At 38.8% G+C, this 23,383-nt stretch carries 21 protein-coding genes; 14 read left to right on the top strand and 7 right to left on the bottom strand.

Annotated features, from left to right (window positions below; all coding sequences use genetic code 11):
* Positions 1 to 19 precede the first annotated feature (19 nt).
* Genes ABD917_RS00985 through lpdA form a run of 3 tightly spaced genes read left to right on the top strand, consistent with a single transcriptional unit; the run spans position 20 to position 5,724 of the window.
* Positions 20 to 3,022 carry a 2-oxoglutarate dehydrogenase E1 component gene (locus tag ABD917_RS00985; RefSeq protein ID WP_345118222.1) on the top strand — a complete coding sequence of 1,001 codons (3,003 nt, stop codon included), beginning with the start codon at positions 20 to 22 and terminating at the stop codon, positions 3,020 to 3,022.
* A gap of 33 nt (positions 3,023 to 3,055) precedes the next feature.
* Positions 3,056 to 4,285 (top strand): 2-oxoglutarate dehydrogenase complex dihydrolipoyllysine-residue succinyltransferase, encoded by a 1,230-nt coding sequence (odhB, locus tag ABD917_RS00980; protein WP_345118221.1) that lies wholly within the window; start codon positions 3,056 to 3,058, stop codon positions 4,283 to 4,285.
* Positions 4,286 to 4,317: 32 nt separating this feature from the next.
* A complete protein-coding gene (gene lpdA, locus ABD917_RS00975) occupies positions 4,318 to 5,724 on the top strand; it encodes a dihydrolipoyl dehydrogenase (protein ID WP_345118220.1) in 1,407 nt (468 codons plus the stop codon).
* Positions 5,725 to 6,101: 377 nt separating this feature from the next.
* Here lpdA and ABD917_RS00970 read toward each other — a convergent pair whose 3' ends face one another.
* Positions 6,102 to 7,340 (bottom strand): saccharopine dehydrogenase family protein, encoded by a 1,239-nt coding sequence (locus tag ABD917_RS00970; protein ID WP_345118219.1) that lies wholly within the window; start codon positions 7,338 to 7,340, stop codon positions 6,102 to 6,104.
* Positions 7,341 to 7,398: 58 nt separating this feature from the next.
* Entirely contained in the window at positions 7,399 to 8,496 is a 1,098-nt protein-coding gene (locus tag ABD917_RS00965) for a carboxynorspermidine decarboxylase (protein ID WP_345118217.1), read from the bottom strand.
* A gap of 169 nt (positions 8,497 to 8,665) precedes the next feature.
* On the opposite strand from ABD917_RS00965, the gene ABD917_RS00960 reads away from it, so the two are divergent.
* From ABD917_RS00960 to mnhG, 7 genes are all read left to right on the top strand, one after another.
* Positions 8,666 to 9,154: a BA14K family protein gene (locus tag ABD917_RS00960; protein ID WP_345118216.1), complete on the top strand. Its 489-nt coding sequence runs from the start codon at positions 8,666 to 8,668 to the stop codon at positions 9,152 to 9,154.
* 240 nt (positions 9,155 to 9,394) lie between these two features.
* Positions 9,395 to 12,319, top strand: coding sequence for a monovalent cation/H+ antiporter subunit A (locus tag ABD917_RS00955; RefSeq protein WP_345118215.1), 2,925 nt, complete (start codon positions 9,395 to 9,397; stop codon positions 12,317 to 12,319).
* Entirely contained in the window at positions 12,319 to 12,660 is a 342-nt protein-coding gene (locus ABD917_RS00950; RefSeq protein WP_144751771.1) for a Na+/H+ antiporter subunit C, read from the top strand. The genes ABD917_RS00955 and ABD917_RS00950 overlap by 1 nt, the downstream gene beginning before the upstream one ends.
* Positions 12,660 to 14,282, top strand: a complete 1,623-nt coding sequence (locus ABD917_RS00945) for a monovalent cation/H+ antiporter subunit D (protein ID WP_345118383.1) — start codon at positions 12,660 to 12,662, stop codon at positions 14,280 to 14,282. The genes ABD917_RS00950 and ABD917_RS00945 overlap by 1 nt, the downstream gene beginning before the upstream one ends.
* The gene (locus ABD917_RS00940) at positions 14,279 to 14,764 is read left to right on the top strand and encodes a Na+/H+ antiporter subunit E (protein ID WP_345118214.1); all 486 of its coding nucleotides are present in this window, start codon (positions 14,279 to 14,281) and stop codon (positions 14,762 to 14,764) included. Before ABD917_RS00945 ends, ABD917_RS00940 begins: the two co-directional genes overlap by 4 nt.
* Positions 14,761 to 15,042: a K+/H+ antiporter subunit F gene (locus ABD917_RS00935; protein WP_345118212.1), complete on the top strand. Its 282-nt coding sequence runs from the start codon at positions 14,761 to 14,763 to the stop codon at positions 15,040 to 15,042. Before ABD917_RS00940 ends, ABD917_RS00935 begins: the two co-directional genes overlap by 4 nt.
* The gene (gene mnhG, locus ABD917_RS00930) at positions 15,039 to 15,449 is read left to right on the top strand and encodes a monovalent cation/H(+) antiporter subunit G (protein WP_345118211.1); all 411 of its coding nucleotides are present in this window, start codon (positions 15,039 to 15,041) and stop codon (positions 15,447 to 15,449) included. Before ABD917_RS00935 ends, mnhG begins: the two co-directional genes overlap by 4 nt.
* Before the next feature lie 8 nt (positions 15,450 to 15,457).
* Here the strand turns inward: mnhG and ABD917_RS00925 are convergent, their stop codons facing one another.
* The 4 genes from ABD917_RS00925 to ABD917_RS00910 form a co-directional block, all read right to left on the bottom strand.
* On the bottom strand, positions 15,458 to 15,850 hold the full coding sequence (locus ABD917_RS00925; protein WP_345118382.1) for an MliC family protein: 393 nt from the start codon (positions 15,848 to 15,850) through the stop codon (positions 15,458 to 15,460).
* A 17-nt stretch (positions 15,851 to 15,867) separates the two neighbouring features.
* Positions 15,868 to 16,263: an MliC family protein gene (locus tag ABD917_RS00920; RefSeq protein WP_345118210.1), complete on the bottom strand. Its 396-nt coding sequence runs from the start codon at positions 16,261 to 16,263 to the stop codon at positions 15,868 to 15,870.
* A 408-nt stretch (positions 16,264 to 16,671) separates the two neighbouring features.
* Positions 16,672 to 17,805 carry a 3-dehydroquinate synthase gene (aroB, locus tag ABD917_RS00915; protein ID WP_345118209.1) on the bottom strand — a complete coding sequence of 378 codons (1,134 nt, stop codon included), beginning with the start codon at positions 17,803 to 17,805 and terminating at the stop codon, positions 16,672 to 16,674.
* 1 nt (position 17,806) lies between these two features.
* A complete protein-coding gene (locus tag ABD917_RS00910) occupies positions 17,807 to 18,412 on the bottom strand; it encodes a shikimate kinase (protein WP_345118208.1) in 606 nt (201 codons plus the stop codon).
* Positions 18,413 to 18,511: 99 nt separating this feature from the next.
* Here ABD917_RS00910 and ABD917_RS00905 point away from each other — a divergent pair, with 99 nt between their 5' ends.
* From ABD917_RS00905 to ABD917_RS00890, 4 genes are all read left to right on the top strand, one after another.
* Positions 18,512 to 18,685, top strand: coding sequence for a hypothetical protein (locus ABD917_RS00905; RefSeq protein WP_345118207.1), 174 nt, complete (start codon positions 18,512 to 18,514; stop codon positions 18,683 to 18,685).
* Positions 18,675 to 19,610, top strand: coding sequence for a site-specific tyrosine recombinase XerD (locus ABD917_RS00900; RefSeq protein WP_345118206.1), 936 nt, complete (start codon positions 18,675 to 18,677; stop codon positions 19,608 to 19,610). Before ABD917_RS00905 ends, ABD917_RS00900 begins: the two co-directional genes overlap by 11 nt.
* A 74-nt stretch (positions 19,611 to 19,684) precedes the next feature.
* Positions 19,685 to 20,641, top strand: a complete 957-nt coding sequence (locus ABD917_RS00895; protein WP_345118205.1) for an acetyl-CoA carboxylase carboxyltransferase subunit alpha — start codon at positions 19,685 to 19,687, stop codon at positions 20,639 to 20,641.
* A 36-nt stretch (positions 20,642 to 20,677) separates the two neighbouring features.
* Positions 20,678 to 21,427, top strand: coding sequence for a L,D-transpeptidase family protein (locus tag ABD917_RS00890; RefSeq protein WP_345118204.1), 750 nt, complete (start codon positions 20,678 to 20,680; stop codon positions 21,425 to 21,427).
* 891 nt (positions 21,428 to 22,318) lie between these two features.
* Here ABD917_RS00890 and ABD917_RS00885 read toward each other — a convergent pair.
* On the bottom strand, positions 22,319 to 23,380 hold the full coding sequence (locus ABD917_RS00885) for a CobW family GTP-binding protein (RefSeq protein ID WP_345118203.1): 1,062 nt from the start codon (positions 23,378 to 23,380) through the stop codon (positions 22,319 to 22,321).
* Positions 23,381 to 23,383 lie beyond the last annotated feature (3 nt).

Below are 23,383 nucleotides of genomic sequence, written 5' to 3'. Positions count from 1 at the left end.
AGATGTTCCGGAGAGATATATGGCAAGGCAAGACGAGATAAATAGTCTTTTTGCACAAACGTCATTTCTGTATGGTGGAAATGCGGATTACATAGATCAGCTTTATGCCGAATATGAAAAAGATCCTAGCAGTGTAGATTCACAGTGGCGTACTTTTTTTGAAAATCTTCATGATAAAAAGGAAGATGTTCTCAAAAATGCTGAAGGGGCAACATGGCAACGTGATCATTGGCCGTTAAAGGCAAATAGTGAGCTCGTTTCTGCTCTCGATGGCGATTGGTCTGTTCTTGAAAAGCATGTTGGTGATAAATTAAAGGAAAAAGCAGCAACAACAGGTACTGCGCAAAAAGGAATAGCTTTTAGCGAACAAGACATTGTGCGAGCAACACGTGATTCTATTCATGCTTTCATTATGATACGTGCTTTTCGCACACGGGGGCATCTTCGTGCACAGCTTGATCCCCTTCAGTTAGCGGAAAAGCTTGATGACTACAAAGAACTTTCTCCAGAAGCTTACGGTTTTACTCCCGCTGATTATGATAGGCCAATTTTTATTGATAATGTTTTAGGATTGGAATACGCGACTATTCCGCAAATGCTTGAGATTCTTAATCGTACCTATTGTTCAACAATTGGTGTGGAATACATGCATATTTCTGATCCCGCTCAAAAAGCATGGCTTCAAGAGCGTATTGAAGGACCAGATAAATGTATTACTTTTACGTCGGAAGGTAAAAAAGCTATCCTTAACAAACTTATTGAGGCAGAAGGATTCGAACAGTTTTTAGATACAAAATATAAAGGAACAAAACGTTTTGGACTTGATGGCGGTGAAGCACTTATTCCTGCTCTCGAACAAATTATTAAATGCGGTAGTGCTTTAGGAGTGCAGGAAATTGTTTTAGGAATGGCGCATCGTGGTCGTTTAAATGTTCTTTCACAAGTGCTTGCGAAACCGCATCGGGCGATTTTTCATGAATTCAAAGGGGGATCTTATAAGCCTGATGATGTAGAGGGATCGGGGGATGTTAAATATCATTTGGGAACTTCAGCTGATCTTGAATTTGATGGTAAAAAAGTTCATTTATCGCTTTTAGCAAATCCGTCTCATCTTGAGATTGTTGATCCGGTGGTTATTGGGAAAGCGCGTGCTAAACAAGATCAACTTGTAGGACGTATGCACACGGATGCGCTTCCATTGAATGAACGTTCAAAGGTCTTGCCTTTGCTTATTCACGGTGATGCTGCTTTTGCAGGCCAAGGGGTTATTCAGGAAACTTTTGGCCTTTCAGGTCTTAAAGGTTACAGCGTTGCTGGCTCTCTTCATGTGATTATTAATAATCAGATTGGATTTACAACAGATCCACGTTTTTCGCGTTCTTCACCTTATCCATCAGATGTAGCAAAAATGATCGATGCACCAATTTTCCATGTGAATGGTGATGATCCTGAGGCTGTCGTTTTTGTTGCAAAAGTGGCAACAGAATTTCGTCAAATTTTCCATAAGCCGGTGGTGATTGATATGTTCTGTTATCGTCGTTATGGGCATAACGAAGGTGATGAACCTTCCTTCACGCAGCCGCTGATGTATAAAGCTATCCGTAATCACAAAACCACTCTTCAACTTTATGGAGACCAATTGGTTGCAGAAGGGGTGGTTGCTGTAGAAGAGATTGAACAGAAAAAAAAACTATGGCGTGATAAACTTGAAGTTGAGTTTGAAGTAAGTACTTCTTATAAGCCGAATAAAGCAGATTGGCTTGATGGGAGCTGGACAGGTCTCAAAGCTTCTACAAGTGCCGATGAACAACAATGTGGAAAGACAGGTGTTGAATTAAAAACTTTAAAGGAAATTGGTAAAAAACTTGTTGAGATTCCAGCAGATTTTCATGTTCATAAAACTATTCAGCGTTTTTTGAGCAATCGTGCTAAAATTTTTGAAACAGGTGAGGGCGTTGATTGGGCAACAGCTGAAGCACTCGCTTTTGGCTCACTCTGTTTAGAAGGAGCACCAATTCGTCTTTCCGGTGAGGATGTTGAACGTGGAACATTTTCACAACGTCATTCAGTGCTTTATGACCAAGAAAATGAAGCGCGTTATATTCCTTTGAATAATTTGCAAAAAGGACAGGCGTTTTATGAAGTTGTTAATTCTATGCTTTCTGAAGAAGCTGTCCTTGGTTTCGAATATGGATATTCCCTTGCCGAGCCGCGGGGGTTAACGCTTTGGGAAGCACAATTTGGTGATTTTTCTAATGGCGCACAGGTCATTTTTGACCAATTTATCTCATCTGCTGAGCGTAAGTGGCTTCGTATGTCTGGTCTTGTATGTTTGTTGCCTCATGGTTTCGAAGGACAAGGACCAGAGCATTCTTCAGCACGTCTAGAACGTTTTCTTCAACTTTGTGCGGAAGATAATATGCAGGTTGCAAATTGTACGACGCCTGCAAATTATTTTCATATTTTGCGTCGGCAGATTAAACGTGATTTTCGTAAACCACTGATTTTAATGACGCCGAAATCGCTTTTACGCCATAAGAGAGCGGTTTCTTTCCTTAGTGCAATGGGACCAGAAACAAGCTTTCACCGTTTGTTGCTTGATGATGCTGAAGTTCTCAAAGATTCTGTCATTAAATTACAGAAGGACGATAAAATTCGCCGTGTCATTCTTTGTACAGGCAAGGTTTATTACGACCTTTATGAAGAACGTGAAAAAAGGGGTATTGATGATGTTTATTTACTTCGTGTTGAGCAGCTTTATCCTTTTCCTGCAAAAGCTTTGGTGGATGTGTTATCGCGCTTTTTGCAAGCAGAGATTGTTTGGTGCCAAGAGGAACCAAAAAATATGGGGGCTTGGTCATTTATTGAGCCTTATTTAGAATGGGTTTTGACGCATATTAATGCGCAATATTCACGTGCACGTTATGCGGGGCGTTCTGCAAGTGCATCACCAGCCTCTGGGTTGATGGTGAAACATCTTGAACAGCTTGCTGCGTTTCTTGAAGACGCATTGGGCTCTTAAATTTATGACTACTCTGACCTATGGAAGAATATTATGACTATTGAAATCCGTGTTCCTACTTTGGGCGAATCGGTTACCGAGGCGACTGTTGGTAAATGGTTTAAAAAGCTTGGCGAAGCTGTTGCTAGGGATGAACCTTTGGTTGAATTAGAAACTGATAAGGTAACAGTTGAGGTTCCTTCACCGGTTGCGGGGAAATTGGCTGAAATCATTGCAAAGGAAGGCGACACAGTTGAAGTGAATGCGCTATTAGGGGTAGTTGAAGCTGGAGAAGTTGGTGTCTCTGGGGCATTGCCATCTTCTGATACATCTGTGTCTGTTACTTCATCTGAATTGAAGCAGTCTTCTTCAAGCAGTACAATGCCTCCTGCGCCTTCAGCAGCAAAATTAATGGCAGAAAATAATATTGTAAAAAGCGATATTTCAGGCTCTGGAAAACGTGGACAAATTCTCAAAGAAGATGTTTTGGCTGTTATGACACAAGGAGAAAAAGCACCTACTCCCACGGTTTCTACAGTCACCTCTTCTTCTGTATCTAGTTCTTCGGTTGCTCCTATGCAGGAAGTGCATGAGGAGCGGGTTCGTATGACGAAATTACGTCAAACAATTGCGCGTCGTCTTAAAGATGCACAAAATACAGCGGCAATGTTAACCACATTTAATGAGGTTGATATGTTTGCGGTGATGGATTTGCGTAAGCGTTATAAGGATATTTTTGAAAAAAAACATGGTGTTAAGCTCGGCTTTATGGGCTTTTTTACCAAAGCTGTTTGTCATGCATTGAAAGAGCTTCCTGCTGTTAATGCAGAAATTGATGGAACAGATATTATTTATAAAAACTATGTCAATGCCGGAATTGCTGTTGGAACGGATAAAGGGCTGGTTGTTCCCGTGGTACGTAATGCAGATCAAATGTCATTGGCAGAGATTGAAAAAGAAATTGGCCGTTTGGGGCGTCTTGCTCGTGATGGAAAATTAGCGGTTTCTGATATGCAAGGTGGAACTTTTACCATTACCAATGGGGGGGTCTATGGATCATTAATGTCTACGCCGATTTTGAATGCACCACAGTCTGGTATTTTGGGAATGCATACAATTAAAGAGCGGGCTGTAGTTATGGAGGGACAAATTGTGATTCGCCCCATGATGTATCTAGCGCTTTCTTATGATCATCGTATTGTAGATGGCCAAGAAGCAGTGACTTTCCTTGTGCGCGTTAAGGAAAGTTTAGAAGATCCGGAACGCCTTGTTCTTGACTTGTAAAAGTACAATTTTCAGGATGAAAGGAAGAACGGATGTCTTATGATGTGGTTGTGATTGGAGCGGGACCAGGTGGTTATGTTGCAGCAATAAAAGCGGCACAATTGGGGCTTAAAACAGCAATTATTGAAAAACGAGTAACATTAGGAGGAACATGTCTTAATGTGGGCTGTATTCCTTCTAAAGCGTTGTTACATGCTTCAGAAGTATTTGCTGAAACACAGCATGGTTTTGAAACACTTGGTATTTCTATTGCAAAATCTAAGTTTAATCTTGAACAAATGATGGCGCATAAAAAGGCTGTTGTGACAGCTAATACGAGTGGTGTTTCTTTTTTGATGAAAAAGAATAAAGTTGATACTTTTTTTGGTACAGCCAAAATTTTAAGTGCGGGTCATGTGGAGGTCACAGTTCGGGATGGTAGTATACAGAAGATTGAAACGAAGAATATTATTATTGCTACGGGTTCAGAGAGTTCAAGCATTCTAGGTGTGAATGTTGAAGTTGATGAGAAAGTTGTTGTATCCTCTACGGGAGCACTTACCCTTGAAAAAGTACCAACACGTATGATTGTTGTGGGAGCTGGTGTTATTGGTTCAGAGCTTGGTTCCGTTTGGAGCCGTTTAGGTGCTAAGGTAACCATTATTGAATATCTTAATAAAGTTTTAGGGTCGATGGATGGTGAAATTTCACGGCAGTTCCAAAAAATAATGGAAAAACAGGGTATTGAGTATAAAACTGGTGCAAAAGTAACAGCTATTACCCGAACTGCTTCAACGGCTCAGGTAAGTTTTGAAGCCGTTAAAGGTGGTGCTGCTGAAACTTTAGAGGCTGATGTTGTACTGATTGCAACTGGACGTTCTCCATACACGGAAGGTCTTGGTTTGAGTGAGGCTGGTGTTCAGATGGATGAGCGCGGCTTTGTGGTTATCGATGCGCAGTGGCAGACGAATATTCCAGGAATTTATGCGATTGGTGATGTTGTTAAAGGACCAATGTTGGCGCATAAGGCTGAGGAAGAGGGGGTTGCTGTAGCAGAAATTTTAGCAGGTCAAAAGGGACATGTTAATTTTGATGTCATTCCTAGTGTTGTTTACACACAGCCGGAAATTGCTAGTGTAGGAAAGACAGAAGAAGAACTTAAAGCTGCCGGTATTGATTATAATGTTGGTAAGTTTCCTTTTATGGCTAATGGTCGTGCACGTGCTATGCAAAAGAGTGATGGGTTTGTTAAAATTCTTGCTGATAAAAAGACAGATCGGATTCTGGGGGGGCATATTCTTGGATTTGGTGCTGGTGAGATGATCCATGAAATTGCAGTTTTAATGGAATTTGGCGGTTCTTCAGAAGATTTAGGGCGTTGTTGCCATGCGCATCCTACCTTATCAGAAGCTGTGCGGGAGGCTGCTTTAGCAACATTTGCTACACCACTTCATATCTAAAGGTGCTTTGAGCATTTTGTGATGTTTATTGAAAAAGTCTAAAAGATACTTTATCGCTAATTTTATAGTTGTGTACTTTTGAAAAAAAACCGCCCTTATAAAGGCGGTTTTTCTGTATTTTTTATCAAAGGATAATTTCTCAAACGCACTCATCTATCACAAGATTGGCTTTTCTTAAGCAAATTTTCTCTGTTGAGTACTGATGTAATGCATTTTTGGAGAATTTAACTACAATATTCCATCAAATGATACATTTCTCCATTTGGTTTATACAAAAAAGCGCTAGAGTCATATAGAGACAACATTGTATTTTATATACATAAAAGTATCTTATATCACCGTTTAAAAAACAATCTTTTATCGTGCTAGAGATAAGCTTAAAATTGTAATTTTTTCTCTTCTTGTTGTTCTCTTATCCAGGTGGAAAGCCCCATGCGATCGAGATGTTTGAGAAAGGGATGAGGTGGCAGTTCTTCTACGTTGACCATGGTTTTAACATCCCATTCACCCGTAGCAATAAGAAGGGCTGTTGCTGCTGCTGGTACTCCAGCTGTATAAGAAATGCCTTGTGCACCCGTTTCGTTAAAAGCTTGTTTGTGATCGGTTATATTATAGATAAAAATTTCTCTTGGTTTTCCATCTTTTTTGCCTTTAATAAGATCTCCAATACAAGTTTTTCCTATATAGTTCGGTGCTAAAGAAGCAGGGTCTGGTAAGACAGCTTTTACAACTTTTAGAGGCACAACTTCTTGTCCTTCTGCTGTTGTAATGGGCTGTTCAGATAAGAGACCAAGATTTTTTAAAACGGTAAAAACAGTGATGTAATGTTCACTAAATCCCATCCAGAAGCGGATATTTTCAACATCAAGATTTTTGGATAATGAATGAATTTCATCATGTCCTGTCATATAGGCTTTTTGTTTTCCAACAACAGGAAGATCCCATTCATTACTGACTTCAAACATTTGATTAGAAACCCATTTTTTATTTTCCCAAGACCATATTTGTCCTGTAAATTCTCGAAAGTTAATTTCTGGATCAAAGTTCGTGGCAAACCAATGTCCATGGCTGCCGGCATTGATGTCAATGATATCAATATCGGTGATTTTATCAAAATAATCCTTATGCGCTAATGCTGCGTAAGCATTTACAACACCTGGATCAAAACCAGCTCCTAGAATGGCGGTGATACCAGCTTGTTCACATTCTTGACGACGAGGCCATTCATAATTGCTATACCAAGGAGGTGTTTCGCAAATTTTCAACGGATCTTCATGAATGGCGGTATCAATGTAAGCGCATTTGGTTTTAATACAAGCGGAAAGAACAGACATGTTAAGAAAAGCTGAACCAACATTGATGACAATTTCACATTTGGTTTTTTGGATGAGTTTTACAGTTTCTTCTACATTCATTGCATCGAGTTTATGACTCTGAAGAACGCCTCGTTCTTTCATTGTATTTTTTTCTTTAATGGAGGCAATGATGGCTTCACATTTTTTGAGAGTTCGTGAAGCAATATGAATTTCACCGAGAATATCGTTGTTTTGAGCACATTTGTGCGCAACAACTTGTGCAACACCTCCAGCACCAATAATGAGAATATTTTTCTTCATTGTAGGTTGATCTCCTTTTTAATACTGTTTGTTGTAGAATGTTTTTTATTGTTCTCTTTTATGAAAGACTTGCCTGATAATCATGATAACTAAATTGACGTTGAAGCGTTAGCGTACCATCAAATTCTTTGATAACAATAGCAGGCATTGCAACCCCATTAAACCAATTTTTCTTGACCATCGTATAACCTGCTGCATCCTGAAAAGACAGTCTATCGCCTATTTTAAGAGGTTTGGGAAATTGAAATGTTCCAAAAATATCACCAGCAAGGCATGATTTTCCACATATCATAATTTCGTATGGACCTTGATTTGGTTCTAGTTTTGCACTCTCACGATAAATGAGAAGATCAAGCATATGTGCTTCAATGGAGCTATCAACGATAGCGAGTTTTTTTTCATTATACAATGTATCAAGAACACTTACTTCTAGTGTGGTGCTTTTTGTTATAGCGGCTTCTCCTGGTTCTAGAAAAATAGTAACACCATAGGTATTGGAAAAATGTTTTAATCGTTCAGCAAGAGTTTCTAAAGGATAATTTTCATCAGTAAAGTGAATTCCTCCGCCAAGGCTAATCCAGTCAACCGCAACAAAAAGTTCTGCAAATTTTTCTTCCATGTACCCGAGCATTTGATTGAAAAGATTAAAATCAGCATTTTCGCAATTGTTGTGAATCATAAGGCCATTGATGAGTGGTAAAACTTCTTTTATAGCGTTTTTATTGGTTTCTCCTAAGCGACTAAAAGGGCGGGAAGGGTTGGCAAGATCAAAATTGGATGCACTGATTCTTGGATTTAATCTGAGACCTCGTTGAAGAGTTTTTGTTGAATCTGAAAAACGTTGAAGTTGTTGGATGGAATTAAAAATAATTTTATCTGCATAGCTGCAGACTTCATCAATTTCATGATCAGCCCAAGCAACTGAATAAGCATGGGTTTCTTTGCCAAATTTTTCTCTTCCCAAACGCAATTCATAAAGAGATGATGACGTGGTTCCATCCATAAATTCAGACATTAAATCAAAAATACTCCATGTAGCAAAACATTTCAAAGCAAGTAAAATTTTTGCTCCGGATATGCTGCGTAAGCGAGTGATCACTTCCATATTTTTGATGAGCTTAGACTTATCTATAAGATAATAGGGGGTTTTTATCATTGTTTATCCATTCTCTTTTGAAGGATCTTATTCTTGAGATCAACGTTTAGTACAAAGAGCAACAGAATGTCTCTAGAAAAAAGACTCTTAGAAAAAGAATCTTTTTCTGTCTAGCGTTAGAAATATTTTCTGTTGCTGCGTTTTGTTTTTGTATTTTGAGATTTACATTATGTGTATAAAAAAAAAATTGTATTATGCTTTAGCTCTTGTACTTTTGGGCGTTTTTTTCATTATAACAACTAATATTGTTAATTTGGTGCAAGATAAGAGGGGGGATGAGATCAAAGTGGCTCCTTCAGATTTTGTTGACGATAGTGCGGTAGCGTTAATCTTTACAGGGCGCAGAGAACTTAATGGTTTTAAGGGATATCATAATTATCGGCGTGGTTATGTTAAGTATAAAGATAATTGGTGGTATCCTGAAGCGGCTTTTGTTGTGTTACCATATTCAGAAAAAAAACATGCACCATTAAGAGTTGCCTCAGAGCCAAAAAGAGTGTTTTTAACCTCTTCTTTAGAGAAAAAAGAGCCATGGATGCTTAAACAACATATTGAATCTTGTCAGGCGCGTTATCGTTCTTATAATAAAAACGATAATAGTTATCAGCCTTTCCATGGGTCCCGTAAGCAGTGTCTTTCGCGCTTTTTTTTAAAGTAAAAATTATTAAATAGAGAAAAATTTCTATCAAACCTTGTCGTGCTCATTCTCGCTCTTAAAATAAAGAAGGAATCTGTATGCAGGGTCTGTTTTTCACGTAACAGTTGTTTTTTGAAAAATTTAACTGCTTTTAAGTTTTATTAAATCTTATTATCGTTAAGTGTACAATAAGGGGGGTGATAATGTAAATTTTTATTTTGTCATCGACAAAATAGTTAAGGACAGGATGGAGCTTAAATAATGACAACACGGGAAGCAATGTTGATGTTGCTCGTTTTGCTTCCTTTTGGTGGAAGTGCTGTTATCAGCTTATTTCGTTCGACAGTTAAAAATAATAATGAAGCGTGGTTTGCTGGGGTTATTGCACTTTTCAGTCTTCTTTTTACAATCATACTTTATCCATCGGTTCGCGGAAATCGCGTGGTACGATTAGATGTTTCGTGGCTTCCTGAATGGGGGGTTAATTTGATCTTCCGTATGGATGGTCTGGCGTGGCTTTTTTGTTTGCTCATTACAGGAATTGGACTTCTCGTTGTTGTCTATGCGCGTTATTATATGGATCAGGCGGATTCCGTACCGCGTTTTTTTGCTTTTTTCCTAGCCTTTATGGGATCAATGACAGGGATAGTCTTATCTGGCAATCTCGTTTTTTTGGTTATTTTTTGGGAACTCACCAGTATTTTTTCTTTTTTGTTGATCGGTTATTGGCACCAGAATGCAAGTGCGCGTGAGGGAGCACGCATGGCTTTAACAATCACAAGTTTTGGTGGTTTTATCCTTTTTAGTGGCGTTTTGTTGATTGGTCACATCGTTGGTAGTTTTGATTTGGATAAGGTTTTGCAGTCTGGCGACATGATCCGATCAAGTGCTCTTTATAATCCTGTCCTTATTTGTATTTTATTGGGAGGATTAACAAAAAGTGCACAGTTTCCTTTTCATTTTTGGTTGCCTGGTGCGATGGCTGCTCCAACACCAGTGTCGGCTTATTTGCATTCAGCAACAATGGTAAAAGCAGGGCTATTTCTGCTGGTTCGTTTATGGCCAGTACTCTCTGGAACGGAAAGTTGGTTTTGGTTGGTCGGTTTTTCAGGACTTTCAACACTTCTTCTTGGTGCTTATTTTTCCATGTTCCAGCAAGATTTGAAAGGGTTACTTGCTTACTCAACAATCAGTCATCTTGGGTTGATTACCACACTTTTAAGTCTTGGTAGTCCGCTGGCATGTGTTGCAGCAATCTTTCATATGGCTAATCATGCTACTTTTAAAGCTTCTTTGTTTATGGCTGCTGGCATTATTGATCATGAAACTGGAACTCGTGATATGCGTAAGTTGACAGGTCTTTATCGTACTATGCCTATTACAGCAACTCTTGCTTTGGTAGCGAGTGCCGCGATGGCTGGAGTTCCTTTGTTAAATGGCTTTTTATCGAAGGAGATGTTTTTTGCTGAAGCGGTGGAAATGCATATGGACTCATGGCTCGATTGGATGGCACCTTATGTGGCAACACTCGCTAGTCTATTTAGTGTGACTTATTCTATACGTTTTATTCATGGTGTCTTTTTAGGGGAAAAAGCTGTTAATTTACCCAAAACGCCGCATGAACCACCGCATTTTATGCGCTTACCCATAGAACTGTTGGTATTTATTTGTCTGGCAGTTGGTATTTTGCCTAATTTAACAATAGGACCTATTTTGGATAATGCTGTTGTCTCTGTTTTAGGACCTATGACAATCCCTTATAATTTAGCTGTTTGGCATGGGCTTAATACGCCATTAATGATGAGTTTGGTGGCTTTATTAGGAGGCGGATTGCTTTATTTTTTCGGGCATCGTTATTTTTTATCTTGTGATGATGGACCACCATTTTTTCGTCATTTAAAAGGAACGCGCATTTTTGAACGCGTTCTGGTGACTATTTCTTGGAAATGGGCACGGGCGCTGGAGGCGGTTTTGTCGACACGTCGTTTGCAAATACAATTACACTGGATTTTTTTGCTGTGTTTTGTATTTGTTGGTCTTATACTTTGGTATGATGGTTTTATTTCAGCTGGTTCATTACCACTTTTTCCGCTTGATATCCCTTTTCTAGCCGTTTGGTTAGTGGGTGGATCTTGTGCACTTTTGGTTGCTTGGCAAGCAAAATTTCATCGTCTTGCATCACTGATGCTGTTGTCTGGAGCAGGTCTGATGACTGGTGCAACCTTTTTGTGGCTATCTGCACCTGATCTAGCAATAACACAATTGGTTGTTGAGGTGGTGACAACCGTTTTATTGTTGCTTGGTTTACGGTGGTTGCCTAAGCGTTTGTATAATCCTGTTCCAACCCCTGTTTGTTTTTATGTGCGTTTGCGTCGTGTTCGTGATTTCTTTATAGCTCTTATGGGAGGCATTGGTATAGCATGGCTTTCTTTTGCAATGATGACACGTCCTCAAGGTCCGACAGTTGCCGATTTTTTTCTAACGAATGCTTACAGCGGTGCTGGTGGTCGCAATGTTGTGAATGTGTTGTTGGTTGATTTCCGTGGTTTTGATACCATGGGAGAAATTGTCGTTTTGGGTGTTGTTTCACTCACGGTTTTTGCTCTTTTACGACGATTTCGCCCCGCTCCTGAAAGTATTAATGCGCCTTTTCAACAACGTGTTCAAAAAGCTTTTGATGTGGCACAGCCTGATAGAGATGTGGGGGATCCCGTCTTGAACTATCTTGTTGTTCCTGCTGTTATTATGGGGTGGCTCTTTTCTGTTATCATTGCTTTTTCAGTTTATTTATTTATGCGTGGGCATGATCTTCCTGGAGGTGGATTTGTTGGTGGAGTGACTTTAGCGATAGGCTTTATTTTGCAATATCTTGCTCGTGATATTCGTTGGGTAGAAAGCCATTTGAGAGTTTTGCCACTGCGCTGGATGGGTTTTGGTTTGTTGTTATCCGTCTTAACGGGAGTAGGAGCTTGGTTTTTTGGTACTCCTTTTTTAACCTCTTTTTTCCAATATATGCATCTGCCATTGATTGGAAAGATTCCTATAACAACTGCTTTTTTGTTTGATTTTGGTGTGTTTTCTGTTGTGTTGGGAGCAACGGTTCTTATTTTAATTGCACTTGCACACCAGTCAATTCGTAGTTATCGAATCGGTAAGAAACCTCTTGTGAAAGAGAAGGAAAATTAATGGAAATTGTTCTTTCGTTGGCTATCGGTGTTCTTGTTGGATCAGGAATTTGGCTCATTTTACGTCCACGAACTTTCCAAGTTATTCTTGGTTTGTCTTTGATCTCTTATGGTGTCAATCTTTTTATGTTTTCAATGAGTAGACCGCGTAGTAATGCTGCGCCAATTGTTGATCCTACTAAAGTGATTAATCCAGAAAATTATGTTGATCCTCTTCCACAGGCTTTAGTTTTAACAGCAATAGTGATTGGTTTTGCTACGACAGCTCTCTTTTTGGTTATCTTACTCGTTTCACGCGGATTAACAGGTTCAGATCACGTTGATGGACGTGAGGTGCAATGATGGCAGTCTATGTGCAACATCTTCTTATTTTACCTATTGTTTTGCCGTTAATCACTGGAGCTCTCTTGCTTTTTTATGATGAACGTCGTGCAAAACTTAAATCATTCATAAGTTTTTTCTCTGCTGGATTGTTGATCATTGTTGCTGTTTTATTAATTCTGCGTGCTCTTGAATTTGCGCCTGCTGCGGAGGTCTATCGGCTTGGTAATTGGCCTTCTCTCTTCGGAATTGTTTTGGTTCTTGATCGTTTAAGCGCTATGATGCTTTTGCTTTCCAGCTTGGTGATGGCAAGTGCGTTGGTTTTTGCACAGGCGTATTGGTATAAAGCTGGTCCTCATTTTCAGTCATTGATGCAGTTTTTCATGGTTGGAATAAATGGTGCTTTTTTAACAGGGGATTTGTTCAATTTATTTGTGTTTTTTGAAGTAATGTTAACAGCTTCTTATGGACTTGCCTTGCATGGTTCTGGTCAATTACGTGTGCGTGCTGGATTGCATTATGTCGTGGTTAATCTTGTTGCTTCGTTGTTGTTTCTCATTGGTACGGCACTCATTTATGGAATTGTTGGTACCTTGAATATGGCTGATTTGGCTGTAAAAATAAAATATATAGCTTCTGTGGATATTGTTCTCTTTGAAATAGGTGTTGCATTTTTGGGCATCGCTTTTTTACTCAAAGCAGGTATGTGGCCACTTAATTTTTGGTTGATGCCAACCTACAGCGCAGTAGCAGCACCGATTGGGGCTTCTTTTGCACTTTTGAGTAAGGTGGGTATTTATATTATTTTACGTCTGACATTGTTATGGTTTGGTCCTGAAAGTGGATATTTTAGCTATTTGGGTCATATGATTTTGTTTTATGGTGGGCTTGCTACCATAGCTTTTGGTTTTATTGGAATTTTGGCTAGTCAAGTTTTGGTACGTTTGGCAGCTTATAGCGTTCTTGTCTCTTCTGGTACATTGTTGAGCTCAATTGGAATTGGCCACACAGCACTAACAGCAGGTGCACTCTTTTATATCGTTTCTTCAACTTTAGCACTTGGCGCTTTTTTTCTTTTGGTGGAACTTGTTGAACGCTGTCAAGATGTAGCGGCAAATGTTTTGACTGTTACGATGGAAGTTTATGGTGATGATGAAGAGGAGGAAGAGGAGGAAGTTGGTACCTATTTACCAGTAACTTTAGCAATTCTCGGCGGGTGTTTTTGTATCTGTGCTCTCTTAATTGTTGGGTTTCCGCCTTTTTCTGGTTTTGTGGCTAAACTTATAATGTTTATGGCAATTTTAAACCACACTAAGGGAGATTTATCTGTTTTTGTACCGGCTTACCAAGATTGGCTGTTTATAATTTTTGTTTCTCTATCTGGTTTTGCAACTTTAATTGCTCTCACACGAATGGGAATTCGAACTTTTTGGGTTTCTCTTGAAGGGAGAGTTCCGCGTGTGCAGGTGATTGAATTTGCACCTATTGCTGTTCTGCTTGCTTTATGCTTTCTTATAACTGTTGTAGCCGCTCCTGTTAGCCATTATATGTCTGAAACAGCTAAAGCTTTATATAATCCTCAAAACTATATTGGAAGCGTTTTAGATGATTTTTCTTTTGAGAATGGAAAGATCAGCCGATGAATTATGTTTGTCCCTTCCCTCTTTTCAGTGCTGCAATCGTTTTTATGTGGTTGACCTTAAATGGTTTTAGTTTAGGTCAATTACTTTTAGGGATTATCGTTGCTTTGTTTTGTGGTTGGGTGATACGTTTTCTTGAACCGGAAAAAATCACTGTTAAAAATTGGCGTGCAGTTTTTCGTTTGATTTTTCGTGTGTTTATCGATTCTATTATTTCAAATATTGCTGTGGCTTGCTTTGTTTTGACTAAAAGATCTCAAAAGCAGCGGTCTGGTTTTATTGTTGTGTCCCTTTTGCTTGAAAGTCGTACTGCTTTGGCAATTTTAGCATGCATACTCTCGGTTACTCCAGGAACCGTTTGGATTGCTTATAATAGAAAAAATGGTGAGCTTTTACTGCATGTTTTAGATTTTAAAAATGGATATGATTATCAACAGTTTATCAAACAACGCTATGAGCAATTGCTTCTGGAGATTTTCTTATGAGTATGATGATTCTTTATTGGGGGATTTTTATTTCCCAGTTTTTTTTGAGTTTGGCAATGATTTTCGCACTGTTTCGATTAATTCGTGGTCCACGGGCGCAGGACCGAATCGTGGGGTTAGATGCTCTTTATATAACGACTATTCTTTTGTTTCTTACATTTGATCTTCGTTCAGGAACAACCATTTATTTTATAGCACCTCTCATCATTGGGTTATTAGGTCCTGTATCAAGTATTGCCTTGGCAAAATTTCTCATGCGGGGGGAAATTATTGAATGAAAGATGATATATCACTCGTAGTTGCTATTGCTGTCACGTTTTTTTTAATATTAGGATCTGGTCTCACATTGATTGGAACGATAGGATTGGTACGTCTTTCCAGTTTTTATAAGCGTTTGCATATGCTTTCACTCAGTACAAGTTGGGGAGCTGGAAGTATTCTTATTGCATCATTCCTTTATTCTATCTTCGTAGATCATCATATTGTGCTTCATGAAATATTATTAATGATTTTCTTACTCGTAACGATACCTGTGGCTTCCATGTTGGTATCACAAGCAGCTGCTTATCGGCACCATTCAGAAAATACACCAGAAAAACCGCTGGCTCTTTTATCACATCAGATGAAAAAACAACCGCATACATCGGAAGAAATATCATGTGATGAGAACCAGCGCAGTTCTTGATATACAATTTATTGTGTGATTTTTTCTTCTACACAGCGAATAGGATCCTCTTCTTTTGGATCTTTTATGAGATCATAAAATAAAGCTTCATTTTTCGTTGTCAACCACACATATTGTCCGCTTACATATTTTGCTCCAGAACCAGTAATGACATTGGAACCGGTAATGCGCTTTCCTTTCCATTTGAAATCAACAAGAGCAATATTACCAGCATTGTAGTAGGTTGCTTCAATAGGTTCTTTATTTTTTTCCATATTACACTGATAGGCAACGACCTCTGTCATTGGTGCTGGATCATCTGGTACCTCAATGACTAAAGAAGCAGCCAAGGCATTTATTGAACTGAATAATAATAAACTTAAAGCGGTAAAAAACCGTAGTGTAAAAGAAATTTTTTTCATCATATTCCTCTTATTCTTTAGAATAATAATGTTGATTCATCTTTACAGAGGATAGGTTTTTTCTCTTCTGGGTCATTTGCGAGATCATAAAGTGTAACTTCTTTGTTATTTTCCCACCAGATATACTGAGCTCCTGCATATTTTGCTCCAGAAGCAGCAATAACATTAGCAGCAATAACGCGATCACCTTTCCATTTGAAATCAACCAACGAAATATTATCAGCGTTGTGGTAGGTTGCTTTAACGCGTTCTTTACTGACCCCTGTATTACATTGATAAGTAATAGTTCGTGTTGTTGGCTCTGGATTATCTGCTACCTCAAGAATTATAGAGCCTGCCAAGGCATTGCTTGAGTTAAAAATTAATAAACTTGAAGCGGCCAAAAATCCTAAAATATGTAGAGTTTTTTTCATAATGCTTCCCTATATTGCACCAAGAATAATTTGACTGATATGATGGTGTCCACGGCAGGATTCGAACCTGCGACCCCAGGATTCATACCACTTCGATTTTCACCGCCAGCGTTAAAAGCTGTTTGTGGTCTGGACTGTCTCTTCACCGTAAAGCTCACGCTCTTTAGGTGCTGCCCGTTCAGTCTCTACACCTTCCTTCCCTTATAACAGAGAGGCTTGGCTCGGGATTGGCATATGGTCTCCCATGAAGCTTTCCCCGAATTTGAGCAGATCCACTTTGAGGATTTCTCCTCAATGCGCCCAATTTCTTTAGGAATCCTGTGCTCTATCCTACTGAGCTACGCAGACATCATCATATCTCTTTCTTTAATAGAAGTATAAAAACGAATCAATTATATTCAATATGAATTAACGAATTTCCGTCAATTTTTGTTCCAAAAAGGTCAAAACTGCATTTGATGAAACATTTTTCGCAATAAATGATTGTCCAAGTCCGCGTGTTAAGATGAACGTTAAGTTGTTTTGCGAGACCTTTTTATCTTGAGCAATGAAAGTCATCAGTGTTTCAGCGTTTGGGAGTGTACCTACGATATCTTTTAGTTGTGTAGGCAATCCTACGGCTTTAAAATGAGATTCAATGCGCTGTGTGAGTAGGGGATCTATTAAATTTAGTTGTGCGGAAAACTGGTGCGCTAGAATCATCCCAATTGCTACGGCTTCACCATGGATTAAACGGTTTGAGTCATAAGCGGTTGCTGTTTCAAGCATGTGCCCAAATGTATGACCAAGGTTTAAGAGTGCACGTTCTCCCGTTTCGTATTCATCGCGCGCTACAATATCGGCTTTAAATTGACATGAGCGAACAATGGCTTCTGTTCGTATAGGGCCATTTGAGAAAACTTTTTGTCCATTTTTTTCAAGCCAGTCAAAGAAATCAGGCTGATTAATGAGACCATATTTGACCATTTCTGCATAACCAGCACGAAATTGGCGCCGTGGTAATGTATCAAGAATACAAGTGTCAGCAATAACACATCGCGGTTGATAAAAAGTGCCAATAAGATTTTTACCATATTGGCTATTAATACCCGTTTTTCCTCCAACAGAGGAGTCAATTTGTGCAAGCAGTGTTGTGGGCATTTGAATGAAGTTCATGCCGCGGCGGATAATACTTGCGGCAAATCCTGCCAAATCACCAATGACGCCACCACCAAAAGCAATAACGCAGTCTCCTCTCTCTAGACGTGCAGCAAGAATTTTATCAATGACGCTTTGCAGGGTTGAAAATGATTTCGATTGTTCTCCTGCTTCCACAACGATTGGAACAGTATGAATTTTATTTTTGGTTAATTCTGTTTGTAATGTCTCTAAATAGAGGGATGCAACATTTGTATCTGTAACAATCGCCAAACGTGTTTGATGAGAATCTGTTTGGTGGAGAGAATGCTTAATCTGTAAAGCAGCTTGCGCAATGAGATCTGGTCCAATGATGATATCGTAACTGTGTTTGTCCAGTTTAACAGTAACGGTTTTGGTTTGCATACTAGTTGTTCCTATGGTTATTTTCTGTATCGAGATAGTGTTTTATAGACCGTATGACATTTTTTGCGACGGTAAGACGGCTTTCTTTATGACTGTTAATTGTTAAGTTTGCCTTTGCATAAATAGGATAGCGCTGTTCCATGAGTTTTTTCATGGTTTCCTTAGGGTTTTCTGTTTGGAGAAGTGGTCGCGTTTTGCGCTTTGAGACACGTTGCATGAGAATATCAAGGTCGGCTTTAAGCCAGATAGATATACCATTTTGATGAATCACTTTTCGGATATTTTGATTTATGTAGGCTCCCCCACCTGTTGCTAAAACCAGAGGACTTTTTTTTAAGAGGTTGAGAATAACACGTTGTTCAAGAGCGCGGAATTCTGATTCACCATAAATTTTAAAGAGTTCGGTGATAGTCATTTTTGAAGCTTTTTCGATTTCATGATCAGAATCATAAAAAGGTAAACGAAGCATGGTAGCAACCCGTTTGCCGATTACTGATTTGCCTGCACCCATCAGACCAACAAAGACAAGGGCGCGTTTATCAAGAGATGATAAGAGCTGACTTTTTATTTGTGTCATCGGGATATGTTTAGGTCGATTATTGTCCATAACTTATTTCGGCATTTATCTGCTTTAAAGTCAATTCCTGTTAATCTTTGTAAGGCATAATTCAAGTGTGAAATAGTTCTGGAGAGAGTTTATTGCCTTATGCCAACATTGACCAGATTTTTAATGATTCTTTTTATTTCCTTTGTTATCCTTTTTAGTATCATGATTGCTCTTGTCATTTTTGTTAAGCCAGTAACTGTAGATATGTATGTTGATGTCCCTTTGGATTCATTGAATCTTTCTTCAAAAGTGGATCAAGGAAATGAAAAGTGATACTATGATAGATCGTTTTCTTGAAATGATGAGTGCTGAACGAGGTGCTTGTGACCATACACTTGCTGCTTATAAACATGATTTACAGTGGGCTGAAGGTGTATTGTTGTCACAATCTGTGTCACTTTTTTCTGCACAAAAAGAAGATTTAATTGGCCTTTTATCGCTTATGCACACTCTTGGTTGTGCAGCGTCTTCACAGGCGCGTCGTTTATCGACTTTGCGTCAATTTTATCAGTTTCTTTATGCTGAAGGATTGAGAGAAGATGATCCTTCCCATAATATTGATGCACCTCGTCAGGGACGTCCTTTGCCAAAAATCATCAGTGAAGATATGGTAACGAAATTGCTTGATTGGGCGCAAGTAGAAGTTGTCCAAGCAGATGAGGGGTCAAAAGATTATTTGCGTGCATTGCGTCTTCAGTTATTGATTGAAATGCTTTATGCAACAGGGCTACGTATTAGTGAACTGGTCAGTCTTCCAGTACAGGCTGTTCGAGGGCAGGGATATAGTATTTTAGTTCGTGGTAAGGGCAAAAAAGAACGAATGGTGCTGTTATCAAAAAAAGCATATCAAGTTCTTTTGCAGTGGTTGAAGTTGCGTGATCAGGGAAAGGATGCAAAAAGCCCTTATCTTTTTCCGGCTCATTCTCAGACAGGCTATATTGCTCGACAAGTTGTGGCACGAGAGTTGAAAAGTCTCGCTACAAGAGCAGGAATAAAAAGTGACGGCTTTTCTCCCCATGTATTACGCCATGCTTTTGCTAGTCATCTCTTGCAAAATGGTGCTGATTTGCGTGCTGTTCAACATTTGTTAGGTCATTCTGATATTGCGACCACCCAGATTTATACCCATGTATTGGAAGCAGGGCTTTATCGTCTCGTTAATGAACATCATCCTCTTGCCGATGAGAAGAAGGCTTAGTAAAGAAAAAGTAATGTTTTTGAAAAATACTTTATAAAACGGATTATAAGTGACACCAAATAAGTTGAGTACCAATGTATAATTATCTTGATTTTGAAAAACCAGTTGCTGATCTTGATGGGAAAATTCTTGAATTAAAACAGATTTCTCAAGAAGAGGGCAGCCTTGATATGAGTGATGAGATTGCACGCCTTGAAGTGCGTTCTCAAACAGCATTACGCGATATTTATAACAAATTATCGCCATGGCAAAAAACACAAGTGGCTCGCCATCCTGATCGTCCCCATTTTATGGATTATTCTGCGCGTTTGCTAAGTGATGTGACACCTTTGGCAGGAGATCGAAAATTTGCTGAAGATGAAGCTATCCAAGCCGGATTTGCACGCTTTAGGGGAGAAGCTGTTGCTTACATAGGTCAAGAGAAAGGTCATGATACGCAAACACGTTTGCGCTATAATTTTGGTTCCGCTCGTCCGGAAGGTTATCGTAAAGCCGTACGTATTATGGAAATGGCTGACCGTTTTGGTTTGCCACTTCTTACTTTTGTTGATACCGCAGGCGCTTATCCTGGGGTGAGCGCTGAAGAACGCGGTCAAGCAGAAGCAATTGCTCAATCAACAGCAGCAACGTTGCGTCTAAAAGTTCCAGTTGTTTCGGTCGTTATTGGAGAAGGTGGTTCAGGGGGAGCGATAGCAATTGCTGCTGCTAACAAAGTTTATATGTTAGAACATGCGATTTATTCTGTTATTTCTCCAGAAGGAGCAGCTTCTATTTTATGGCGCGATCCAGCTCGTGCAAAAGATGCTGCAATGAATATGCGTATTACTGCTCAAGATTTATATCGGTTTAAAATTATTGATGGCATTGTTCCTGAGCCTTTAGGAGGAGCACATCGAGGTAAAGAGATTGTGATTGATGAAACAGGCGAAGTTATTGCAGAGGCTTTAAAGGATATGGCTGGAAAAGATGGCGAAACTCTTAAACAAGAGCGTTGGGAAAAATATCTTCAGATTGGTCGATCTTTAACATAAGTCGTTTTTATAAGGGATGGATTGGAGTTTTATTCGATGATATGCAACAGATTCATCGCAATGTGTGTGTTGTTTGCAATGGGGATACTGACAGCATGTGAGGGGAGATTGCCAGCTTCTATTCGCTCTAAAGTTGAACAGCCTCTTCCCCAAGAAATTCAAAATAGAATGGTTTTATATGATATTGATCCTTATGCGCCAATTATGATGCGGTTTTTTAAGCAAGAAAATATTGCCGAAATTTGGAAGCAATCCCGTTCAGGGCCTTTTGTGCTGATGGCGCGTTATGGCATTTGCAAGTGGTCTGGTCAACTTGGACCTAAATATAAAGAAGGGGATCTTCAAACACCGGAGGGTTTTTACACCATTAGTGCAAACCAAATGAATCCTTATTCGAAATATTATCTTTCTTTTAATATAGGATTTCCTAACCTCTATGATCAAGCCCATGGACGAACAGGAAGTAATCTTATGGTACATGGTTCTTGTTTTTCCGCTGGTTGTTATTCCATGAGTGATAAGAATATGGCACAGATTTATGCTTTTGCACGTGATGCTTTTAGAGGTGGACAAAGAGAATTTCAGTTGCAGGCTTTTCCTTTCCGTATGACCGATGCTAATATGGATCGCCATAAATCTGATCCTCATTATCAGTTTTGGGTTATGCTGAAGGAAGGGTATGATCTTTTTGAAGAAAATCGTATACCCCCAACAATTGAGGTTTATGAAAAACGTTACGTTTTTAATCGTGGTCTTAATAAAACTTCGAGCGCTCTAACGCCCTGACTATCATTTTCTCGTAAAATGGAGATCTTTCCCATAGAAGTAAAAAGAACTCTTTACTTCTTTTGGGATACTTTATTTTGTGTATTACTCATGCTGTAAAATAGTGTTTTTCAGTACGGTGATATGAGGTGTGTTCACGTATATTAAAAATACCATGTCATGGATGAGTTTTTTTGCATAAACTAAATGAAAAACTATATGGTTTAAGCGGAATATTTGGGCAAGGATTTTCCGCTAACTCTATAAAGTGAATCACATAAGTGATTGACAGGTAGAATTTATTCAAGATAAAGAGGCTGATTTATCATATTTTATTGTTTTGCAACCTAGATGAGAGATTCTCATACTGTAAGCTTCTTTTATTTCAGATTTCTCTCATGTTAAATCACTCACAATGATTTTCTCAACGATCACAAGTGAGATTGGCGTGTGGATAAAACATTTGAAGATAGGAAATAAAATTCTTGTTATGAACGCGTCTCAAATGCAAGGGTTATTATAGTATAGCATTGTGGGCTGAAATAATATGGTGCTACAAGCTTGTACCTTTATGCATGTAAAGATGGTGGTGTACAATGGATTTACTATTATACCATCTATGGATTTTGTTATGAAATGGGTTTAGGTGTCTTGAGGAATGTTCTTTGAAAAAACTGTGTGAATTGGAAACATAATGGTGTTTTTGGGCACTCTCTTTTTCGTGAGGAGCATGTTTCCATAAAAGAGGAATCAATTTGATTATAGATTGGTGAGGAGCAAGAATTTTCAACTTTTATGAGAAAAGAGATCAAATAATATGTTAGCGCTTTTGGTGTAATATAATAAAGCCTTTTTGAAAGGTATTTCTGTTGTTCATTAAAGATTTTTTTTCTTAAAAAATGGGAGTGAAGATTAGAATTTCATGCCTGGGATAATCAGAGGGTTATCCATTATAGCGGTTTTATCTGCGGTATCTATTGCTGGCTTGTTAAAAAAGGCATTGAAAAGTTTTTCTATTGCTTCTTTTTCAACATCATCGACCATGATGACAAACTGTGTTTGTGTTGTTCCCTTTGGCCATGCTGAAAGCCTTATTGGTGGATGAAAAAATGTCTGTATACCGTGTAAAACAAGTGGGCGGTGTGGGTCATCACGCAAGGCGATAATTGCTTTAATACGTAATATTTTTGCGCCATAAGAGTCGTTTAGGAGATCCAAAAAATTGTGAAGAGTAGTATAATCTATAGGTTCTTTACAGTCTAATGAAAAAGCTTGGACAGTTGAGTGATGTGTATGATTATGGGAAGCAAAAGAGCGTCTTTGTTGGGGTTGTGTATTTTCTGCTTTTTCATCCCATAATGTTTTGCTTATTAATGCATTTGAATAGCAATGGTCAGAGTGGACATCGATAATTTGTGCCATAGGGTTTATTGTTTTGAGTGTCTTAAGCAGTGTATTTGAAAGCACTTTAGGATTGGTAAGGTCTGTTTTGGTGAGAATAATTTTGTCAGCAAGTGCTAATTGTTTGTGTATTTCAGGATAGCGTTCGAGTATGGAAAGTGTATTTAAGGTATCAAATGTTGCAAGAACAGTTTCAATCGATAATGTTTGCATTAACAATGGGTGGCTTAAAAGAGCTTGTAAAATAGGCGCTGGATCAGCTATCCCTGTTGTTTCAATGATGATACGATTGAGTTGCTTGAGATTGCCCGTTTGAGCGCGATTCACTAAATCAGTTAATGTATCGATAAGATCACTGCGTAAATTGCAGCATAAGCAGCCATTAGCAAGTTCAATAATTCCTTCTGTCGTTTTTTCAACGAGAAGATGATCAATACTTACTTCACCGAATTCATTGATGATTACAGCACAATCAGCCAAAAGAGGATCGCGTAGCATTTTGTTGAGCAAAGTTGTTTTGCCAGAACCTAAAAAGCCGGTAATAAGCGTGAGGGGAATGCGCTTTATTTTCATGTT

This window comes from Bartonella pachyuromydis (genome assembly GCF_039543065.1).
GTDB lineage: Bacteria > Pseudomonadota > Alphaproteobacteria > Rhizobiales > Rhizobiaceae > Bartonella > Bartonella pachyuromydis.
This window is presented reverse-complemented; position numbering and strand designations above follow the sequence as displayed.